Genomic DNA, 19,647 nt, shown 5'->3' with positions numbered 1-19,647 from the left:
GGGGGCGCCGGGCCTCGCCGTTTCATGCGTCGGTCTCGTCGGGTGGTGTCCGGGATGCGGGGGTGCTTCTCGGAGGTCGTGCCGGTCGAGGAAATGGCTGGTCTCGGTGGCTTGGGATTCGTACGCTGGGGGATCTCCCGGTGCGATGGCCGCGGTTGCTTCGGTGGAGTGCGCCCAGGGTGCGCGGTGATTCTGGATCATGGTCCGCTGCCGCTGGGAACTCGGGAGAGCTGACGTCGTCGCGTCCGGTGCGTTGGGTGCGGGTACTTCCGGGGGGTGTCCCCCTCGCAGGTTCGAATCCTGCTGCCGGTCCTGGACCGGTATGGCCGAGTGGCCCATGGCAGATGCGCCCTCAGGGTGTTCGTGATCCGCGGCCGGGTTGATCTCGGGCGGGCGGCGGTGTCAGTGCGGTCTGGTAGGAATGTTGCTGTGAGCAGCGCGAATGGGCGGGGTGAGGGTGGCGCGGAGGGTGCGCCGCCCGAGCAGCTTGCGTTGATTCGTGAGGGCGTGCGCAAGGCCAGGGAGCCGAAGGCGAAGCCGCGGACGTGGCGGGGGGCCGCGCTTGCCAAGGAGCGGCCCGTCGCGCGCGTGCTCGTCGACAAGGGTGTGCTGCATCTCGACCGGTACTTCGACTACGCGGTGCCCGAGGAGTTGGACGAGGCGGCTCAGCCGGGGGTGCGGGTCCGGGTGCGCTTCGGCGCCGGGGGACGCAATGTGCGGGGCGGGCGGCGTGAGGGTGGTGGGCTGATCGACGGGTTTCTCGTTGAGCGGCTCGCCGAGTCCGACTACGCCGGGCCGCTCGCCGCGCTGGCTCAGGTGGTGTCTCCCGAGCCCGTGCTCGGGCCCGAGCTGCTGGGGCTCACACGGGCCGTCGCCGATCGGTATGCGGGCAGTCTCGCCGATGTGCTGCAACTCGCGGTGCCGCCGAGGAACGCGCGGGCCGAACAGAAGCCCTCGCCCGCGCCGTTGCCGGTTCCCGGTGTGCCCGCGGCCGGGTCCTGGGTGCGGTACGGGCGGGGGGCGGCCTTTCTGGAATCGCTCGCCGCGGGCGGGGCACCGCGGGCCGTGTGGAACGCGTTGCCCGGGCCTGGCTGGGCCGAGGAAATCGCCAGGGCCGTGGGCGCGACACTCGCCTCGCGGCGGGGCGCGCTCGTCGTCGTACCGGACGGGCGGGCCGTGGCGCGTGTGGACGCCGCGCTCTCCTCGTTGCTGGGGGAAGGGCGGCATGCGGTGCTCACCGCCGAGGCCGGGCCCGAGAAGCGGTATCGGGAGTGGCTGGCCGTGCGGCGTGGGTCCGTACGGGCCGTCGTCGGGACCCGGGCCGCCATGTTCGCGCCTGTGCGGGATCTGGGGCTCGTCGTCATCTGGGACGACGGGGACGGCAGCCACAGCGAGCCGCACGCGCCCCAGCCGCATGCGCGGGAAGTGCTGCTGCTGAGGGCCGCCCATGACAAGTGCGCCTTCCTGCTGGGGAGTTGGAGCTGCACCGTCGAGGCGGCACAGCTCGTCGAGACTGGATGGGCGCTGCCGCTGGTCGCGGAGCGGGAGCAGGTGCGGGGGATCGCGCCACTCGTGCGGACCGTGGGTGACGGGGATCTCGCGCGGGACGAGGCCGCTCGGGCCGCGCGGCTGCCCACGCTCGCCTGGCAGGTCGTCAGGGAGGGGCTGCGGCAAGGGCCCGTGCTCGTGCAGGTGCCCCGGCGGGGGTATGTGCCCCGGATGGCGTGTGCGCAATGCCGGGCGCCTGCGCGGTGCCGGCACTGCGCCGGGCCGTTGGAGGGGCAGGACGCCGGGGTGCTGCGGTGCGCGTGGTGCGGGCGGGACGAGGCGGCCTGGCACTGCCTCGAGTGTGGTGGGTTCCGGCTGCGGGCGCAGATCGTCGGGGCGCGGCGTACGGCCGAGGAGCTGGGGCGGGCGTTTCCGGCCGTGCCGGTGCGGACCTCCGGGCGGGAGCAGGTGTTGGACACGGTGTCCGACGCGCCCGCCCTTGTCGTCAGCACGCCTGGGGCCGAGCCCGTTGCCGAGGGCGGGTATGCCGCAGCGTTGCTGCTCGACGGCTGGGCGATGCTCGGGCGGCCCGATCTGCGGGCCGGTGAGGACGCGTTGCGGCGGTGGATGGCGGCTGCGTCGCTCGTACGTCCCCAGGGGGCCGGGGGCACGGTGGTGGTCGTCGCCGAGCCGACCCTGCGGCCCGTTCAGGCGCTCGTACGGTGGGATCCGGTCGGGCACGCGGTGCGTGAGCTCGCCGAGCGGGCCGAGCTGGGGTTTCCGCCTGTCTCACGGATGGCGGCCGTCTCCGGTACGCCGGAGGCCCTCGCCGGGTTTCTCGCCGCGGCCGAACTGCCCCGCGACGCGGAGCTGTTGGGGCCCGTGCCGATGGCCGTCACGGAGGCCGGGCGTCCGCGGCGGGTTGGCGGGCCGCCGCCCGGGGAGCATTGGGAGCGTGCGCTCATTCGGGTGCCGCCGGGGAGCGGTGCCGCGCTTGCGGCCGCGCTGAAGACCGCGCAGGCGGCGCGGATGGCGCGTGGGGGGAGCGAGCCCGTACGGATCCGGGTCGACCCGCCGGACATTGGGTGACGGTGTGCCCATGAACGTCGGGTGACGGTTGTGCCCATGAAACTTCGGGTGACGGTGTGGCCATGAAGATCGGATGACGGTACGTCCATTGGGCTGCCTCCCGGGGCTGTTGGCTCCGGGAGGCAGACGGGGAGTGGGTCAGCCCGTTGCGGTCAGCCGTTGCGCGGGCCCGGGAATGCCGTGGGCCTGACCTCGTCGCGGAGGGTGGGACTGCCCGCCGTCGGCTGGGTCGGCATGGAGCGGGCGGCGGGGACTGTCGGCACCGTGGGGATGCCGGTGTTGACGGCTACCGTGCGGGTGCCCGATGTCTCCGTGGCCCGCTCCGCCTCGGCGGCTGCCTGGGCGGCGGCGCGGCGGGCGCCGTAACGGCGGTGCACCGCCTGTTTGGTGACCCCGAGCGCCGAGCCCACCGCGTCCCACGAGAAACCGAGTGAGCGGTCGAAGTCCACGGCGGCCGTGACCAGGGTCTCGACGCTGTCCCGCAGCTCCTGGGCGAGGCGGACGGTCGGGGCGGGGGCGCGTCCGTAGACGACGAAGCCCGTGGAGGGGCCGGAGCGGCGCGGGCGGTAGACGTTGCCCAGTTGGGCGGTGAGCGTGCGCAGTGCGTCCACCTGCCGGCGGACCCGCTCGATGTCCCGCACCAGCAAGTGCAGGCTGGCCCGAGCCTGGGCGTCGTGGGTTGCGTGGTCGGCCATGAACAAGCCTCTCGAACCGGCGTTGAAAAGGATCGGGCCGCGACTGCGGCCCGTTGTGGTCAACTCTTTCTTGACCAACGCGTTTACGCTCCGCTGGTCACGCATTGGGGGCGTAAGGGCATATGCACGGGGCGCGTCTTGTGGCGTACGCCCCCGGTGAGTCGTTTCTTCTCCCACCCGCGCACCGCCCGTGCGAATCGGGTGTCACGTACGGGTCTCCCGTGGGGGTGGGCTGCCGTCGGCGGCTGCGGGCTGAGGAAGGCACGCGCGGAACTCCCGAGCCCCCAAGCCCCCGTGCCGCATAGACTGGTGCGCTGCCCCGTACTCCGGCCCAGTCGGCACGTGTGCGGGGGGTAACGAACTCCCGCCCGAGAGGCCAACCGCCACCCATGAAGCTTGTCTTCGCAGGTACCCCCGAGGTCGCCGTTCCCGCTCTGGACGCCCTGATCGCCTCCGGGCGGCACGAGGTGGCCGCTGTCGTCACGCGGCCCGACGCCCCGGCCGGTCGGGGGCGACACCTTGTCGCGAGTCCGGTCGCCCAGCGGGCGGAGGAGGCCGGGATCGAGGTGCTGAAGCCGGTGAAGCCGCGGGACGAGGAGTTCCTGGCCCGGCTCAGGGAGATCGCGCCCGATTGCTGCCCCGTCGTCGCGTACGGGGCGCTGCTGCCCCGCGTCGCCCTCGACATCCCCGCCCACGGCTGGGTCAATCTGCACTTCTCGCTGCTGCCCGCGTGGCGCGGCGCCGCCCCCGTGCAGCACGCGATCATGGCCGGCGACGAGATCACCGGTGCCTCCACCTTCCTCATCGAGGAAGGGCTCGACTCGGGGCCCGTGTACGGAACCGTCACCGAGGAGGTCCGGTCCACCGACACCAGCGGGGACCTGCTCACCCGGCTCGCCTTCGCCGGGTCCGGGCTGCTCGCCGCGACGATGGACGGGATCGAGGACGGCAGCCTCAAGGCCGTGCCGCAGCCCGCCGACGGCATCACCATGGCGCCGAAGATCGCCGTCGAGAACGCCCACATCGACTGGTCCGCCCCGGCACTGCGCGTCGACCGGGTCGTGCGCGGGTGCACCCCCGCGCCCGGTGCCTGGACCGTCTTCCGTGGCGAGCGGCTCAAGCTCATCCAGGTCGCGTCCGTGCCCGACCGCACGGACCTCGCGCCGGGCGAGCTGTCCGTCGGCAAGAACAACGTGTACGTCGGGACCGGTTCGTACGCCGTCGAGCTGCTCTGGGTCCAGGCCCAGGGCAAGAAGCCGATGCGCGCTGCGGACTGGGCGCGCGGGGTGCGGATTTCCTCCGGGGAGCGGCTCGGGGTCTGACCTCGGCCCGGGCCGGAGCCTGGTCCGAGGCCAGCTCAGGGCTGGAGCCGAGTCCGGGCCGCCGCACCCCTTCGGCCCCGGTCGGAGTCGAGCCCGGCCTCCCCACCCCTTCGGCCTCGGCCTCGGGCTGGTCCCGGCTTCGGCCCGGCCTCGGGCTAGCCCCGGCCTCTGGCGTGGCCACCGCCTCGGCCACGAACCACCGCCTTGACCACGGCCCGGGTCGGTCCCGGCCACAACCCACCACCCCAGCCACGCCCCACCGCCTCGGATACGACCCGGCGCCGCCCCAGCACGAACCCCTCGGCGTACGCTGATAGACGCACCTTTTCCCGGATCCGGAGCACATTTTTCGTGAGTGAGCAGTCCCGTCGGCCGCACAAGCCCGGCAAGCCCTACCGCCGTCCCCAGAAGGACCCGGTCCGTATGCTCGCCTTCGAGGCGCTGCGGGCCGTGGACGAGCGGGACGCGTACGCGAACCTCGTTCTGCCGCCGCTGCTGCGCAAGGCGCGCGAGAAGGGTGACTTCGACGGGCGGGACGCGGCGCTGGCCACCGAGCTGGTGTACGGGACGCTGCGCCGGCAGGGGACGTACGACGCTGTCATCGCGGCCTGTGTCGACCGGCCGCTCAGGGAAGTCGATCCGCCCGTGCTCGATGTGCTGAGCCTCGGTGTGCATCAGCTGCTCGGCACGCGCATTCCCACGCACGCCGCGGTGTCGGCCTCCGTCGAGCTCGCCCGGGTCGTGCTCGGTGACGGGCGGGCCAAGTTCGTCAACGCCGTACTGCGCAAGGTCGCGCAGCAGGATCTCGACGGCTGGCTGGAGCAGGTCGCGCCGCCCTACGACGAGGACCCCGAGGAGCATCTCGCGGTCGTGCACTCCCACCCGCGCTGGGTCGTCTCCGCGCTGTGGGACTCCCTCGGCGGTGGCCGTGCCGGGATCGAGGATCTGCTCGAAGCCGACAACGAGCGGCCCGAGGTCACGCTCGTCGCCCGGCCGGGGCGTTCCACCGCCGATGAGCTCCTCGACGCCCTCGGGGACGAGTCCGGGCTGCCGGGGCGCTGGTCTCCCTACGCCGTGCGGCTCACCGAGGGCGGTGAGCCGGGCGCCATCGACGCCGTCCGCGAGGGTCGTGCGGGCGTCCAGGACGAGGGCAGCCAGCTGGTCGCGATCGCCCTCGCCAACGCGCCCCTCGACGGACCCGACAAGGCCTGGCTGGACGGCTGTGCGGGACCCGGCGGCAAGGCCGCCATGCTCGCCGGGCTCGCCGCCGAACGCGGTGCCATGCTGCTCGCCTCCGAGAAGCAGCCGCACCGGGCCGGCCTGGTGGCGAAGGCGCTCGCGGGCAACCCCGGCCCCTACCAGGTCATCGCCGCCGACGGCACCCGTCCGCCGTGGCTGCCCGGCACCTTCGACCGTGTGCTCATGGACGTGCCCTGCACGGGCCTGGGCGCCCTGCGCCGCCGTCCCGAGGCTCGCTGGCGGCGCCGCCCCGAGGACCTGGACGGCTTCGCGCCGCTCCAGCGCGGGTTGCTGCGCACGGCGCTCGACTCCGTACGGGTCGGCGGCGTCGTCGGGTACGCGACCTGCTCGCCGCACCTCGCCGAGACCCGCGCGGTCGTCGACGACGTGCTCAAGCACTACGACGGCGGCTCCGCGGAGCTGCTCGACGCCCGCCCGCTCCTGCCGGGCGTACCGGCCCTGGGCGACGGCCCCGACGTACAGCTGTGGCCGCATCTGCACGGGACGGACGCCATGTATCTGGCACTGATCCGCCGGACTGCCTGACCGCCTGACCTCCCGGTCGGCCGAGAGCGTCTGGGCCAGTTCCGTCCGTCCTGTCCGTCCTAGTCCGCCGAGGGCCCGCCCGGCCGTGCCGCCGGTTCCGGAGCCGCCGACGGAGTCACCGTGGGCCGTGCCGCCGTGTCCTCGTGCGACAGGCGGTGCGGCCACCACACCTTCGGTCCGACGTCCAGGAACAGGGACGTCACCAGGATCGACCGGACGATGAAGGTGTCCAGCAGTACGCCCAGGGCGACGGCGAAGCCGATCTCGGCGAAGGCGACCATCGGGAGGGTGGCGAGGGCGGCGAAGGTGCCCGCCAGGACCAGGCCCGCGGAGGTGATGACCGCGCCCGTCGCCGCCAGGCCCGTCACCACGCCCGCGCGGGTGCCCTGGTGGCCCGCCTCCTCGCGGATCCGGGTGCTCAGGAAGATGTTGTAGTCGATGCCGAGGGCGACCAGGAACACGAAGACGAACAGCGGGAAGTCCGTCTGCTCGCCCGCGTAGTCGAAGAGGTGCCTGAAGGCGAGCGCGCTGGCGCCGAGGGCCGCCGCGAAGGACAGGACGACCGTCCCGATCAGCAGCAGCGGGGCCACCAGGGCGCGCAGGAGCAGGCCCAGGATCAGCAGGACGACCAGCAGCACCGCCGGGATGATCAGGATGTTGTCGTGGGTGGTCGCCGCGTCCATGTCGAGCAGGGCCGCGGTGCCGCCGCCCACCTTGGCGTCGGCGTCCGGCACGGCGTGCACCGCGTCCCGTACGCGCTCGACCGTCCGTTTGGCGGCCTCGCTGTCGGAGGGGGCGGTCATCGTGGCCTCGAACAGCACCTTGCCGTCGTACGAGGATTTCGTGCCCTCCGGCACGGTGATGCTGTCCGGCACCACACCCTTCGTACCGGCCACCGCGCTCTTGACCCGGTCGCCCTGGGCCTGGCCGGCGACGATGACCAGGGGGTCACCGCTGCCCGCCGGGAAGTACCGCGCGGACACCTCCTGCCCGACGATCGAGTCCGGCTTGCCGGTGAACGCGTCCGCGTTGCCGATGCCCTGGGCGTGGATCTGCAGCAGGCCGAAGGAGAGGGCCGCCAGGGCGAGGGCGGTGGCGCCCCAGACGGCGCGCGGGCGGACGGCGATACGGCGGCCCATACGGGCCCAGACGCCGCTCGCGGTCGGGTCGGACGAGCCGAGGTGCGGGATCGCCGGCCAGAAGATCCAGCGGCCGAAGACCAGCAGCAGGGCCGGGAAGAGCGTGAGCATGGCGAGGAGGGCGACGGCCACGCCGATCGCGGCCACCGGGCCGAGGCCCCGCGTCGAGTTCATCTCGGCGGCTAGCAGCACCAGCATGCTCAGGACGACCGTCGCGCCGGACGCCAGCACCGCCGGGCCCGCCCGGTTCAGGGCGAGGGCCATCGCCTCGTGGCGGTCCTCGTGGCGGCGCAGCTCCTCGCGGTAGCGGGCGACCAGGAGGAGCGCGTAGTCCGTGCCCGCGCCGAAGACGAGGACCGTGAGGATGCCCGCGCTCTGCCCGTTGACGGTCAGACCCGCGTGTTTCGCGAGGAGATAGATCAGCGCCTGGGAGGTGAAGAGCGCGGCGACCACACCGATCAGCGGGACGAAGATCAGGGCCAGGCTGCGATAGGTGAGCAGCAGCATCACGATCACGACGCCCATCGCCGAGAACAGCAGGGTCGAGTCGATGCCCTCGAAGGCCTTGGAGAAGTCGGCAGAGGTGCCGCCGGGCCCGGTGATGTGCACCGCGAGCCCGCCGCCGCCCTTGCCGACCTGGTCGCGCAGCGAGTCGACCGCGGGCGCGAGCTCCTCCCAGCCCGTCTTCTCCATCGTGATCGGCACGTAGATCTGGGCGGCCTTCGGTGCGGACGGCTTGTCGTAGACCGGGCCGCGCGTCTCCGCGCCGCGTACGCCGTGGGCCGTGAGCCCCTTGATCTGCTGGACGTCCTGGACGATCCGCTGCTTGTCCTGGGCGGTCAGCCCGCCCTCGCGGGCGTACACGACGACCGCCGGGATCTGCTCCGGCCGGAACTTGTTGGACGTGTCGAGGACTTGGGTGGACTCGGCGGACCCGGGCAGCCAGGAGGCCGCGTCGTTGTCCTGGGCGTCGGTGAGCTTGGAGGCGAGTGGTGCCGCCACCACGAGCGCCACCAGCCACAGGCCGACGATCAGCCACTTGCCGCGCCGCCCGCACACGAACCCGATGAGTCCCTGGCGCACGTGGCGCTGATTCCCGTCCGTCATGGCCACCCCCGTAGCCGCCGCTGGTCCCGGTCGGCCGTCCAGCATGGCACGCCCGGTCGTCGTAGAACATCCGCAGAACGGCCCAGGTCTGGACCGAGGCGAGCAACCGGCCCGAGGCATGGCAGTCTTGGGGCATGGCCGTGCAGATCAACCCCAGCATCCTGTCCGCCGACTTCTCCCGTCTTGCCCAGGAGGCAAAGGCGGTGGAAGGAGCCGACTGGCTCCACGTCGACGTCATGGACAACCACTTCGTACCGAACCTCACGCTCGGTGTGCCGATCGTAGAGTCTCTGGCACGTGCGACGGACACCCCGCTGGACTGCCATCTGATGATTCAGGACGCCGATCGGTGGGCGCCCCAGTACGTGGAAGCGGGTGCCGGTTCCGTCACCTTCCACGCCGAGGCCGCCGCCGCTCCGGTGCGGCTCGCCCGCGAGATCCGGGCCAAGGGCGCCCGGGCGTCGATGGCGCTCAAGCCCGCGACCCCCATCGAGCCGTACGAGGATCTGCTCCCGGAACTCGACATGCTGCTGATCATGACGGTCGAGCCGGGTTTCGGCGGCCAGGCGTTCCTTGACATCATGCTCCCCAAGATCCGCCGCACCCGGGAGTTGATCAGCAAGCACGGCCTCGAACTGTGGCTCCAGGTCGATGGCGGTGTGTCGGCGTCCACCATCGAGCGGTGCGCGGAGGCGGGAGCCGACGTTTTCGTCGCCGGTTCCGCGGTGTACGGGGCATCGGACCCGGCCCAGGCGGTACGTGCACTACGCACGCAGGCCCAGGCCGCCACGGCCCAGGCGGCATGGGCCTGCGACCACTGAGCCAAGGGAACGTGAACGCCGCCCATCAGGGCTGATCAAGTACGCCGGATCTGCAAGGATGAACGGCGAACCCAGAGTGTGAACAGCAGAAGAGGAGATCGCCGTGTCGGGTATGTCGGCGGGCCGGTCAGCCATGCGGATGGGACCCGCTGAGCTGGTGCAGGCGGCGGCCATGGCCCGCCGCTTCTACCTCGAGGGCAAGTCCAAGATCCAGATCGCGGAGGAGTTCGGCGTCAGCCGCTTCAAGGTGGCCCGGGTCCTGGAGACCGCTCTCGAACGGGATCTGGTGAGGATCGAGATCCGTGTGCCGGCCGAGCTGGACGCGGAGCGCTCCGACGCGCTGCGCGCCCGCTACGGCCTCAGGCACGCCGTCGTGGTCGAGTCCCCGGCCGAGGCCGAGGAGTCGTCGCCCGATCCCGAGAACCTCGGAGAAGTGGCCGCCGACCTGCTCGGCGAGCTCGTCAACGAGGGTGATGTCCTCGGCCTCGCCTGGGGCCGCTCCACGATCCACATGGCGGCGGCGCTCGACCGGCTCCCGCCGTGCACCGTGGTGCAGCTGACGGGCGTCTACGACGCCGGGACCGCTGAGCGCGGCTCGGTGGAGGCGGTGCGGCGCGCCGCCCAGGTGTCGGGCGGGGACGCCCACCCCATCTACGCGCCGATGCTGCTGCCCGACGCGGCCACCGCGGCCGCGCTGCGCAACCAGACCGGGATCGCCCGTGCCTTCGAGTACTTCGACAAGGTCACGGTCGCCTGTGTCTCCATCGGCTCCTGGGAGCCGGGCATCTCCACGGTGCACGACATGCTCAGCGACGAGGAGCGCGCCCATTACGCGTCGCTCGGTGTCGCCGCCGAGATGTCGGCGCACCTCTTCGACGCCGAGGGGCGCCGGGTCGGTCGCGACCTGGGCGAGCGCTGCATCACGGTCGAGGCCGACCGGCTGCGGCGTATCCCCGAGGTCGTCGCCATCGCGGGCGGACAGCGGAAGGCGGCCGCCATCGACGCGGTGCTGCGCTCCGGCCTCGTCACCAGTCTGGTGACGGACACGTCGGCCGCGGACTATCTGATGACGGCGGGGACACCGCCGCGTCCGGCCCTCAACCGGGCGGACCCGGACGGGCCGTGACCCTCAAAGGGCCCGCGAGGCCCATCGGCGCGCCGCTCGGGGGCGGCCGTGGCAGCATCGACGTCATGCTGCTGCGGTCCGTCCCCCGCGTGTTCGCGGGCCTGTTCCTGTGCCTCGGAGTGCTGCTGACGGGCTGCTCGTCCACCGGCACCCAGACGTCGACCGGCAGCCGGACGCCGACAGCCAACTCCGCGGCCGACTCCGCGGTCGGCTCGACTCCGTCCTGGGCCGGCGGCATGCGGACCGTCACCGAGGCCCAGCTCCCCGCCGAGGCCCGTGCGACCCTCGCCCTGATCGACCAGGGCGGCCCCTTCCCGTACGCCAAGGACGGCGTCGTCTTCGGGAACTTCGAGAGGCTGCTGCCGAAGCAGCAGCGCGGCTATTACCGCGAGTACACGGTCAAAACCCCCGGCGAGCGCGACCGCGGAGCCCGGCGCATTGTCACGGGGCAAGGCGGTGAGATCTACTACACCGATGATCACTACAAGTCGTTCAGGGCGGTGTTGAGATGACCCACGGTCCTCTCGCGGGGGTGTGCCGCGCGGCCGGGTGGCAGGTCAGCGTGCTCGACCTCACCGGGGTCTCGGACAAGGCCGGCTTCATGGCGCGCTGTGTCCGCGCCCTCGACCTGCCGGACTGGTTCGGGCGCAACTGGGACGCCCTGGCCGACGTGCTGGGCGACCCCGACTGGGGGCCCGCCAGCCCGGGCAGACTGCTCGTGGTGAGCGGCTGGCGGCAGTACGCGAAGGCGCGGCCCGACGAGTGGGAGATCGCCCAGGAGGTCCTGGAATCGGCCTCCGGGCACTACCAGCAGTTCGACGCCGCGCTTTCGGTCGTCCTCGCTCTTGGAGGATCCGACCAGCTGCCCCCTGACCAGCCTGGATGATCTGTCCGGGGACCGCATACCGGCCGACATGGGACAATGAAGTACGTGCTCTTCCCCCTGGCTGACCTGTCCGGGGGTCACCTCGAACGACTGGGATGTGCAGCACGTGCGTTTCCTGAATGACATCCAGCCCCCGTACGACCTGACGTACGACGACGTCTTCATGGTGCCGAGCCGCTCCGCGGTCGGCTCGCGTCAGGGCGTGGACCTCACCTCCCCGGACGGCTCGGGCACCACGATCCCGCTTGTCGTCGCCAACATGACGGCGATCGCGGGCCGCCGGATGGCCGAGACCGTCGCCCGCCGCGGTGGCCTCGTCGTCATCCCGCAGGACATCCCGATCGAGGTCGTCACCGAGGTCATCTCCTGGGTCAAGGGACGCCACCTGGTGCTCGACACCCCGATCGTCCTCGCCCCCCACCAGACCGTCGCCGACGCGCTGGCGCTGCTGAACAAGCGCGCCCACAACGCGGGCGTCGTCGTGGACGAGGACGGCCGCCCGGTCGGTGTGGTCACCGACGCCGACCTCTCCGGCGTGGACCGCTTCACGCAGCTGAACGAGGTCATGTCGCGCGACCTGCTGCTGCTCGACGCGGACATCGACCCGCGCGAGGCCTTCCACAAGCTGGACCACGCCAACCGCCGCTACGCCCCCGCCGTGGACGCGGACGGCAGGCTGGCCGGCATCCTCACCCGCAAGGGCGCCCTGCGCGCCACGCTCTACACGCCGGCCACCGACGCCAACGGCAAGCTGCGGATCGCCGCCGCCGTCGGCATCAACGGCGAATTCGCGGGCAAGGCCAAGCAGCTCCTCGACGCGGGCGTCGACACGCTCGTCATCGACACGGCGCACGGCCACCAGGAGTCGATGATCAGCGCGATCAGGACCGTGCGCGCGCTCGACCCGCAGGTCCCGATCGTCGCGGGCAACATCGTCGCCGCCGAGGGCGTCAAGGACCTCGTCGACGCGGGCGCGGACATCATCAAGGTCGGTGTGGGCCCCGGCGCCATGTGCACCACTCGCATGATGACCGGCGTCGGCCGGCCGCAGTTCTCCGCCGTCCTGGAGTGCGCCGCCGAGGCCAAGAAGTACGGCAAGCACGTGTGGGCCGACGGCGGCGTCCGGCACCCGCGTGACGTCGCCATGGCGCTGGCAGCGGGCGCGTCGAACGTCATGATCGGTTCCTGGTTCGCCGGTACGTACGAGTCCCCGGGCGACCTCCAGCAGGACGCCGACGGGCACCTGTACAAGGAGTCGTTCGGCATGGCCTCGGCCCGCGCCGTCAAGAACCGCACCAGCGACGAGTCGGCGTACGACCGTGCCCGCAAGGGCCTGTTCGAGGAGGGCATCTCCACCTCGCGCATGTTCCTCGACCCGGCCCGCCCGGGCGTCGAGGACCTGATCGACTCGATCATCGCGGGCGTCCGCTCCTCCTGCACCTACGCGGGCGCCAACTCCCTGGAGGAGTTCGCCGAGAAGGCCGTCGTCGGCATCCAGAGCGCCGCCGGCTATGCCGAGGGCAAGCCGCTGCACGCCAGCTGGAGCTGACCCGCTTTCCTGTCGTACGGCCCCTCTTCCCGCCCTGGGGAGAGGGGCCGTACGCGTATGTGTGGCTCGTGGCTCCCGAGGAGCGGGCGGTGGAACCGGGCGTCAGGCCCTCTTGACGTCAAGTTCTCTTGACGCGACGCTGAGGGTATGACGACACCGCAGAGCATCGAGCCGCAGTACACCCTGCTGACCGCCGTGGCCCGCCTCGACGAGCTGCGCGTGCGGGAGTCGCTCGCCGGGGCCGGGAGTGACGCCGAGGCGCTCGACCGGGCCGGGCTCCTGGAGCTTCTCGCGCTGAGCGAGGTGGTCGCCCGCAAGGCGGCGTACGGGCGTCAGCTCACCGTCCGTGCCGCCCGCGAGTCCGGCGCCTCCTGGTCCCAGATCGGTGCGGCCCTCGGCACCAGCAAGCAGGCCGCCTGGGAGGCCCACACCCGCTGGATCGACGCGCAGGCGGCGGTCTACGGCCGGCCCGGGCACATGGGGTTCGACGAGGAGGACGTGGCACAGGCGCGGGCCCTCGCGGGGGAGCCGGACGAGGGCTGACGTAGGAGCCTGACGTCACCCCGTCTTCCGCATCGCCTCCACCACCGCCTCCGCCAGCCGCGCGTGCCCCTCGTCGCCCGGGTGTACGCCGTCCACCAGGTGGGCCGCGTCCAGGAGTTGGCCTCCGGGGAGCAGAGGTACGTCACCTGCTGCCCGCTCCACCGCCTCGCGCAGGTCGCCCAGGGAGGCGCCGAGGTGGTTCGCCGTCGAGTCCGCGTCGGGGCGTACGACGGGCGAGACGACCAACAGCGGTGCGTTCGGGTGGCCTTGGCGGACGACCGCCAGGAACGCCCGCACCACCTCGTACAGCAGCGCGGCCGAATGCGGAGGCCGGGCCCAGCAGTTGGTGCCGAAGGCGACGGTGATCAAGTCGGCGTCCAGTGCGGCGAGTTGCTCGGCCGAGGCGAGTTCGCCGCGTGCCGCGCCCGCGTATCCGAGGTTCACCGTGTCGACGCCCAGCGCACGCCCGGCGAGCGCGGGCCAGGCGAGATGCGGGCGGGAGACGGCCCAGCCCTCGACGATCGAGTCGCCGTAGACGAGCCAGCGGGGGCGGGCGGGAGCGGGCTCGACGGTGCCCGTGCCGGCGTCGACCTCGCGGATCACCGGGCACAGCGCTTCCGGCAGGTGCACCGTGAACTCCCCATCAGGGAAGGGGAGTTCCAGCACGGCCGTGCCGTCGGCGGTCGGATGTGCCGGGGCCTCGGCCGCCACCTCCTCGCCGGACAGCAGCGTGAAGACGGGGGTGGTGGCACGGTAGGCGTCCGCGAGGGACGGTTCCGTCGCCGCGTACCGGATCCTGAGCGTCGACACCCCGTGGCACCTCAACTCCAGGCGTACGCCCGCCGGTACGAGCGCCCGCGACCACGTGTCGGCGGGCAGCCGGTCCCGGTCGGCCGGGTCGGCGCGCAGCGGGCGGCCGTCGTCCGACCGCCAGGCGATGCCGCGCAAGAGGTCCTTCATCGTGGACCGCCGATCGTCGGGTACGGGAACTTGACCGTGACGCCGCCGTCCACGACGAGGGTCTGACCGGTGACGTACGAGGCGAGCGGGGACGCCAGGAAGAGCAGGGCCGAGGCGATGTCGGAGGGCTCGGCCATACGGCCTAGCGGGGCGTTGTCGGCGTTGCGGCGGCGCCCTTCCTCGCCGAGCAGCCCGGCCACCCGAGGAGTCCACACCGCCCCGGGCGCAACCGCGTTGACCCGCACCCCGCGCGGCCCGAACTCCACCGCCGCCGAGCGCACCAGCGAGACAAGGCCGGCCTTCGCGGCGCCGTACGCGGCGTGCAGCGGTGCCGAGGTCAGGCCCGAGACGGAGGCGACGAACACGAGGGGACCGCCGCCGGATGCGGCGACCGCCGGGCCGCCGTACTGGACCGCGAGCCAGGCGTGCCGCAGCACCATGTCGAAGTGCCAGTCCCAGCTCTGGTCGTCGATCGCGTCCACGGGGCCGTACTGGGCCATGCCGACGATGTCGACGACTCCGCCGACCGGGCCCAACTCCCGTACGGCGTAAGCGAAGAGATCCCGTACCGCTTCCCGCGCCGTCACATCGGCGACGTACGGAACACCGCCTGTCTCGGCCGCGACGGCCTCCGCGCGTTCCTTGTCCACGTCGACGCAGAGCACCCGGGCTCCCACCGAGGTGAGCGCGTGCGCGCTCTGGCGGCCGATGCCGTTTCCGGCGCCGAGGAGAACGAACGACCGGCCGTCGAGACGGTGGAGGGAGGCGTAGTCGGGGACGGGAGTGGTGTCCAGGGTCATGACGCCGCCCTGGGCCGGTATCCCGCCAGCTCCGGGACGACTTCCTTCCCCAGGATCTCGATCGTGCGCAGGATCTCCCGGTGCTCCAGATAGCCCCACTGGACGTAACAGATGAGCTGGTCGATGCCGAGGTCCGCGTAGTGCTTCGCCTTGCGGACGATCGTCTCCGCGTCACCGATGAGGATCATGTCGCCGTCGTTGAACTCCCTTACGGGGACGGTCCCTTGGAGGATCGGGCCGAGCAGCGGGAAGACCTTCTCGCGCTGGTCCGGGGAGAGGTGCGGCAGCTCCCACTCCAGCGTGAACTGCGCGAGGTTCTCGTACCACCAGGCGACCGAGTCCCAGACGCGCTTGCCCGGGCGGTCGGCCACGTGGACGAGGGTGTACGCGGCGACGCGGTTCGTCGTGACGTCCGTGATCGGGGACGGCGTGCGGGCCGCCTCGCGGTAGGCGGCGACCTGGCGGGCCATCGCCTCCAGCGGCTGCATGATCGAGAACGAGAGCAGACCCAGGCCGCTCGCGCCCGCGACCTCCGCCGACCCCGGCGAGGTCGCCGCCATCCAGCAGGGCGGATGCGGATCCTGCACCGGCTTCGGGGTGACCATGCGGCGGGGGAAGGTGAAGCGCGGTGACTCGTACGCGAAGTACTCCTCGCGCCACATCCCGGTGACGATCTCGATCGCCTCGCGCCAGTCGTCGCGCGAGCGTGCGCGGTCCACGCCGAACGCCGTCTGTTCCATCGGCGTCGAGCGGCCCGTGCCCCACTCCACGCGGCCGTCGGACAGTACGTCGACGGCGGCGACCTTCTCCGCGATCCGCTGCGGGGGAGTGAAGCCGAAGGGGGTGAGCGTCACGCCGAAGCCCAGCCGGATGCGCTCGGTCAGCGCCGCGAGATGGCCGAGCAGGACTTCGGGCGCAGGGCAGTGCGAGCGGCCCTCGCGGAAGTGGTGCTCGACCGCCCACACCGTGCGGAAGCCCACCCGGTCCGCGAGCCGGATCTGCTCGACGGCCTCGCGGTACGCCCGTTGCTCGGCCGCGCGTTGACCGTAGGGGTGCGATCCCTTCCAGGGCTTCGGTACGTCGATCTCGTACAGGACATCCAGGTCCATGCCGTGCCTCCCGTATCGAGTGGCGAGCACCATGAAGCAGACCTGACGAGGTGTCAATCCATACGGCCTCCACAACCGCGCCGACCCGCTGAAAGACGCCTCACGCAACCATCGAAAGGCCCCGCGCAACGAACACGCGCCGAGATGCGATGAACGCAACGATCTTGCGGAGATGCGCAAGGTTGCTCCATTACGCCCGTGAAGGCCGCACTCATAGGGTCAAGCGCTGTACACAGGCGTGGCGGGGACCCCGCTCGGTGGGTCCCTCCTGTCAGGGGTGCCGCCGGTCCCCGTCGATTCCGACCGGCAGCGATGAAGGAGCCAGCGCGTGCTCGACCAAGGCGCACCCCCGCAGTCCCGCACCACATCCGCCCCACCGTCCCCGGGGATCGGCGCGCGCCTCATGCGCCGCAAGCCCGTAGAACGCCTGGTCGCCGAGGGCGGCCAGGGTGAGGGAGGCTCGCTCCGGCGCTCGCTCGGCCTGTGGCAGCTGACCATGATCAGCATCGGTGCCACGCTCGGCACCGGCATCTTCGTCGTCCTCGGGGAGGCCGTCCCCAAGGCCGGACCCGCGGTCACCCTGTCCTTCGTGATCGCCGGTCTCACGGCGCTCTTCTCCGCCCTCTCGTACGCCGAGCTGGCGGGCACCATTCCGGTCGCCGGGTCCTCGTACTCGTATGCGTACGCAACCATGGGCGAGCTGATCGCCTGGATCTGCGGCTGGTGTCTGGTCCTGGAGTACGGCGTGTCGGTGGCCGCGGTCGCGGTCGGCTGGGGCGAGTACCTGAACGAGCTGCTCGACGGCACCATCGGCGTCACCATCCCGGACGCCCTGTCCGCGCCGCCCGGCGACGGAGGCATCTTCAACCTGCCCGCGCTGATCGTCGTGCTGCTCGCGATGGCGTTCCTGCTCGGCGGCGCCAAGGAGTCCGCGCGCGCCAACACCATCATGGTGATGGTGAAGATCGCGGCGCTGGTGCTGTTCTGCGCGATCGGCATCCAGGGCTTCCGCTCCGGCAACTACGAGCACTTCATGCCGCTCGGAATGGCGGGCGTCAGCGCCGCCGGTGCCACGCTCTTCTTCTCCTACATCGGCTTCGACGCCGCCTCCACCGCGGGTGAGGAGGCCAAGGACGCGCAGCGCGACCTGCCGCGCGCGATCATGCTCTCGCTGGTCATCGTCACGGCGCTGTACGTCGTCGTCGCGGCCGTCGCGGTCGGCGCCAAGCCCTGGCAGCGGTTCAACGACTCCGAGGCCGCGCTCGCCGAGATCATGAAGAACGTCACCGGGCAGACCTTCTGGGGCACGCTGCTGGCCGCCTGCGCCGTCATCGCCATCGCGAGCGTCGTCCTGACCGTGCTGTACGGCCAGACCCGCATCCTGTTCGCGATGTCCCGTGACGGGCTCGTGCCCAAGGTCTTCTCGCGGGTCCACCCCAAGACGGGCACGCCCCGCGCCAACACGGTGATCGTCTCGCTGTTCTGCGGTGTCCTCGCCGCCGCGATCCCGCTCGGCCAGCTCGCCGACGCCACCAGCATCGGTACGCTCTTCGCCTTCGCGCTGGTCAATGTCGCCGTCGTGGTGTTGCGCCGGACGCGCCCGGACATGCGCCGCACTTTCCGGGTTCCGCTGTCGCCGGTGCTGCCCGCGATCGGCTTCGCGCTGTGCGTGTGGATGATGGGCAGCCTGTCGACCGTCACCTGGGTGGTCTTCGGGGTCTGGATGGCCGTCGGGCTCGTGTTCTACTTCAGTTACGGCTACCGCCGGTCCCGTATCGCCACCGTAGAAAAGTGAACCACCCGCAGTGCTGAACGATCTCGACGAACGCATCGTGCACGCCCTCGCCGAGGACGCCCGTCGCTCCTACGCCGACATCGGGCAACTTGTCGGGCTGTCCGCGCCCGCTGTGAAGAGGCGGGTGGACCGGCTGCGGGCGACCGGGGCCATTACCGGGTTCACCGTGCGGGTGGATCCGGCGGCGCTGGGGTGGGAGACGGAGGGGTTCGTCGAGATCTACTGCCGACGGAATACCTCGCCGGAGACGATTCAGCGCGGTCTTGAGCGGTACCAGGAGGTCGTGGCCGCATCCACCGTGACTGGGGAGGCGGATGCGGTCGTGCAGGTTTTCGCTTCTGACATGCGGCACTTTGAGCGGGTGTTGGAGCGGATTGCCGGCGAGTCGTTTGTGGAGCGCACGAAGTCGGTGCTGGTGCTGTCGCCGTTGCTGAGGCGGTTCTCGTCGGGGTCGCCCACGTAAGGGGTTGCTGGGGACTGAGTGTCGGCTGCGGGCCGGTGGGGGCTTGTCGCGCAGTTCCCCGCGCCCCTGAAAGAACGCCGGCTGGTCCCTGCGCCTGTCTGATAGGCGTCCCCTATTCTGCTGTTTTCCTGGCCAGGGCGTTGTTGCCTATGGAGTTGTGCACGCTGAAGCTCACGGCGTCCGAGCGGTAGCGGTCGTCCGACCACTCCACCGGGCGCCCTTCGCGTGTGGTGGTGACGCGGCGGACGCGGAGGAGGGGGCTGGTGCGGCGGACGGCGAGGAGGTCGGCGTCCTGGGCGCCGGCCGCGACCGCGTCGATGACGTGCTCGCCGTAGGCGAAGACCAGACCGGTGTCCTCGAAGAGCCGCTGGGTGACTGATGGGCACTCAGGCTCGATGGCCTCGACGGCGGGGGAGATCCAGTCGGCGTACACGGTCCGCTCCAGGAGTACCGGTTCGCCGTCCAGGCCGCGGACGCGCAGGACGTGCAACACGGCTGTCTTTTCGGGGAGTTGGAGGCGCACGGCGTCCTCCGTGGTCGCCGGCCGGTACTCCTGTTCCACCACGTGCCCCGTCGCCTCGCGCCCCATCGCACGTGCCCACTGGGCGAAGCTGCGCAGTTCGGCGAAGCTCTGGCTGCGGCGGCTGGCCAGGATGACGCGGCGGGCGCCCTGGCGTGAGCCGATCAGGCCCTCGGCCGTGAGGGCCGCGACGGCCTGACGGACCGTGCCGCGCGAGACGCCGTAGTGGGCCGCGAGATCCGTCTCCGCGGGCAGCAGGCTGCCCACCGTGTACTCCTCGCGGTCGATCGCCCGCCGCAGCTCGTCGGCGATCTCCTCGTGTCGCGCCGCCATGCTTCCCCTCTGATTCGGCTGCTGTGCACAGCGTGACCAGCCTAATCGAGATCGGACGGTGATCCGTGTCAGCCGGGATTGTGCAGGGAATCGGAGGTCACGGTTTCGCCAATGTTT

General features: G+C 71.7%; 17 protein-coding genes. 11 read left to right on the top strand and 6 right to left on the bottom strand.

What is annotated here, in order from left to right:
- Nucleotides 1–429: 429 nt before the first annotated feature.
- On the top strand, nucleotides 430–2,577 hold the full coding sequence (locus AB5J50_RS09500) for a primosomal protein N' (protein WP_369256686.1): 2,148 nt from the start codon (nucleotides 430–432) through the stop codon (nucleotides 2,575–2,577).
- Between the two features lie 152 nt (nucleotides 2,578–2,729).
- Here the strand turns inward: AB5J50_RS09500 and AB5J50_RS09495 are convergent, their stop codons facing one another.
- A complete protein-coding gene (locus AB5J50_RS09495) occupies nucleotides 2,730–3,272 on the bottom strand; it encodes a hypothetical protein (protein ID WP_362516374.1) in 543 nt (180 codons plus the stop codon).
- A 389-nt stretch (nucleotides 3,273–3,661) separates the two neighbouring features.
- Here AB5J50_RS09495 and fmt point away from each other — a divergent pair, with 389 nt between their 5' ends.
- Both fmt and AB5J50_RS09485 read left to right on the top strand, forming a co-directional pair.
- Nucleotides 3,662–4,594, top strand: coding sequence for a methionyl-tRNA formyltransferase (gene fmt / locus AB5J50_RS09490; protein WP_369256684.1), 933 nt, complete (start codon nucleotides 3,662–3,664; stop codon nucleotides 4,592–4,594).
- A 351-nt stretch (nucleotides 4,595–4,945) separates the two neighbouring features.
- Complete coding sequence (locus tag AB5J50_RS09485) at nucleotides 4,946–6,379, top strand: transcription antitermination factor NusB (protein ID WP_327427228.1); 1,434 nt, start codon at nucleotides 4,946–4,948, stop codon at nucleotides 6,377–6,379.
- Nucleotides 6,380–6,438: 59 nt separating this feature from the next.
- On the opposite strand, the gene AB5J50_RS09480 is transcribed toward AB5J50_RS09485, so the two are convergent.
- Nucleotides 6,439–8,625, bottom strand: coding sequence for an MMPL family transporter (locus tag AB5J50_RS09480; protein ID WP_369256682.1), 2,187 nt, complete (start codon nucleotides 8,623–8,625; stop codon nucleotides 6,439–6,441).
- 134 nt (nucleotides 8,626–8,759) lie between these two features.
- Here AB5J50_RS09480 and rpe point away from each other — a divergent pair, with 134 nt between their 5' ends.
- From rpe to AB5J50_RS09450, 6 genes are all read left to right on the top strand, one after another.
- Nucleotides 8,760–9,446, top strand: coding sequence for a ribulose-phosphate 3-epimerase (gene rpe, locus AB5J50_RS09475; protein WP_327427226.1), 687 nt, complete (start codon nucleotides 8,760–8,762; stop codon nucleotides 9,444–9,446).
- A gap of 112 nt (nucleotides 9,447–9,558) precedes the next feature.
- Complete coding sequence (locus AB5J50_RS09470; RefSeq protein WP_327434917.1) at nucleotides 9,559–10,572, top strand: sugar-binding domain-containing protein; 1,014 nt, start codon at nucleotides 9,559–9,561, stop codon at nucleotides 10,570–10,572.
- 65 nt (nucleotides 10,573–10,637) lie between these two features.
- The gene (locus tag AB5J50_RS09465; protein ID WP_369256680.1) at nucleotides 10,638–11,084 is read left to right on the top strand and encodes a ribonuclease domain-containing protein; all 447 of its coding nucleotides are present in this window, start codon (nucleotides 10,638–10,640) and stop codon (nucleotides 11,082–11,084) included.
- Nucleotides 11,081–11,458 (top strand): barstar family protein, encoded by a 378-nt coding sequence (locus tag AB5J50_RS09460; protein WP_369256678.1) that lies wholly within the window; start codon nucleotides 11,081–11,083, stop codon nucleotides 11,456–11,458. The genes AB5J50_RS09465 and AB5J50_RS09460 overlap by 4 nt, the downstream gene beginning before the upstream one ends.
- A 106-nt stretch (nucleotides 11,459–11,564) precedes the next feature.
- Nucleotides 11,565–13,007, top strand: a complete 1,443-nt coding sequence (locus tag AB5J50_RS09455) for a GuaB1 family IMP dehydrogenase-related protein (protein ID WP_369256676.1) — start codon at nucleotides 11,565–11,567, stop codon at nucleotides 13,005–13,007.
- Between the two features lie 147 nt (nucleotides 13,008–13,154).
- Nucleotides 13,155–13,550, top strand: coding sequence for a hypothetical protein (locus AB5J50_RS09450; RefSeq protein ID WP_327427222.1), 396 nt, complete (start codon nucleotides 13,155–13,157; stop codon nucleotides 13,548–13,550).
- Nucleotides 13,551–13,565: 15 nt separating this feature from the next.
- Here the strand turns inward: AB5J50_RS09450 and AB5J50_RS09445 are convergent, their stop codons facing one another.
- Genes AB5J50_RS09445 through AB5J50_RS09435 form a run of 3 tightly spaced genes read right to left on the bottom strand, consistent with a single transcriptional unit; the run spans nucleotide 13,566 to nucleotide 16,419 of the window.
- Complete coding sequence (locus AB5J50_RS09445; RefSeq protein WP_369256674.1) at nucleotides 13,566–14,510, bottom strand: GDSL-type esterase/lipase family protein; 945 nt, start codon at nucleotides 14,508–14,510, stop codon at nucleotides 13,566–13,568.
- Complete coding sequence (locus AB5J50_RS09440) at nucleotides 14,507–15,310, bottom strand: SDR family NAD(P)-dependent oxidoreductase (RefSeq protein ID WP_369256672.1); 804 nt, start codon at nucleotides 15,308–15,310, stop codon at nucleotides 14,507–14,509. Before AB5J50_RS09440 ends, AB5J50_RS09445 begins: the two co-directional genes overlap by 4 nt.
- On the bottom strand, nucleotides 15,307–16,419 hold the full coding sequence (locus AB5J50_RS09435) for an LLM class flavin-dependent oxidoreductase (protein ID WP_369256670.1): 1,113 nt from the start codon (nucleotides 16,417–16,419) through the stop codon (nucleotides 15,307–15,309). The genes AB5J50_RS09440 and AB5J50_RS09435 overlap by 4 nt, the downstream gene beginning before the upstream one ends.
- A gap of 328 nt (nucleotides 16,420–16,747) precedes the next feature.
- Here AB5J50_RS09435 and AB5J50_RS09430 point away from each other — a divergent pair, with 328 nt between their 5' ends.
- Complete coding sequence (locus AB5J50_RS09430) at nucleotides 16,748–18,214, top strand: amino acid permease (protein ID WP_369256668.1); 1,467 nt, start codon at nucleotides 16,748–16,750, stop codon at nucleotides 18,212–18,214.
- 10 nt (nucleotides 18,215–18,224) lie between these two features.
- Nucleotides 18,225–18,677, top strand: coding sequence for an Lrp/AsnC family transcriptional regulator (locus tag AB5J50_RS09425; protein WP_037621108.1), 453 nt, complete (start codon nucleotides 18,225–18,227; stop codon nucleotides 18,675–18,677).
- A 112-nt stretch (nucleotides 18,678–18,789) separates the two neighbouring features.
- Here AB5J50_RS09425 and AB5J50_RS09420 read toward each other — a convergent pair whose 3' ends face one another.
- A complete protein-coding gene (locus tag AB5J50_RS09420) occupies nucleotides 18,790–19,530 on the bottom strand; it encodes a GntR family transcriptional regulator (protein ID WP_369256665.1) in 741 nt (246 codons plus the stop codon).
- Nucleotides 19,531–19,647 lie beyond the last annotated feature (117 nt).

Origin of the sequence: Streptomyces sp. R35 (genome assembly GCF_041053035.1) — a bacterium.
Taxonomy (GTDB): Bacteria; Actinomycetota; Actinomycetes; order Streptomycetales; family Streptomycetaceae; genus Streptomyces; species Streptomyces lutosisoli.
Note: the sequence above shows the minus strand (reverse complement) of the source record. Positions and strands in the feature narration are given on the sequence as shown.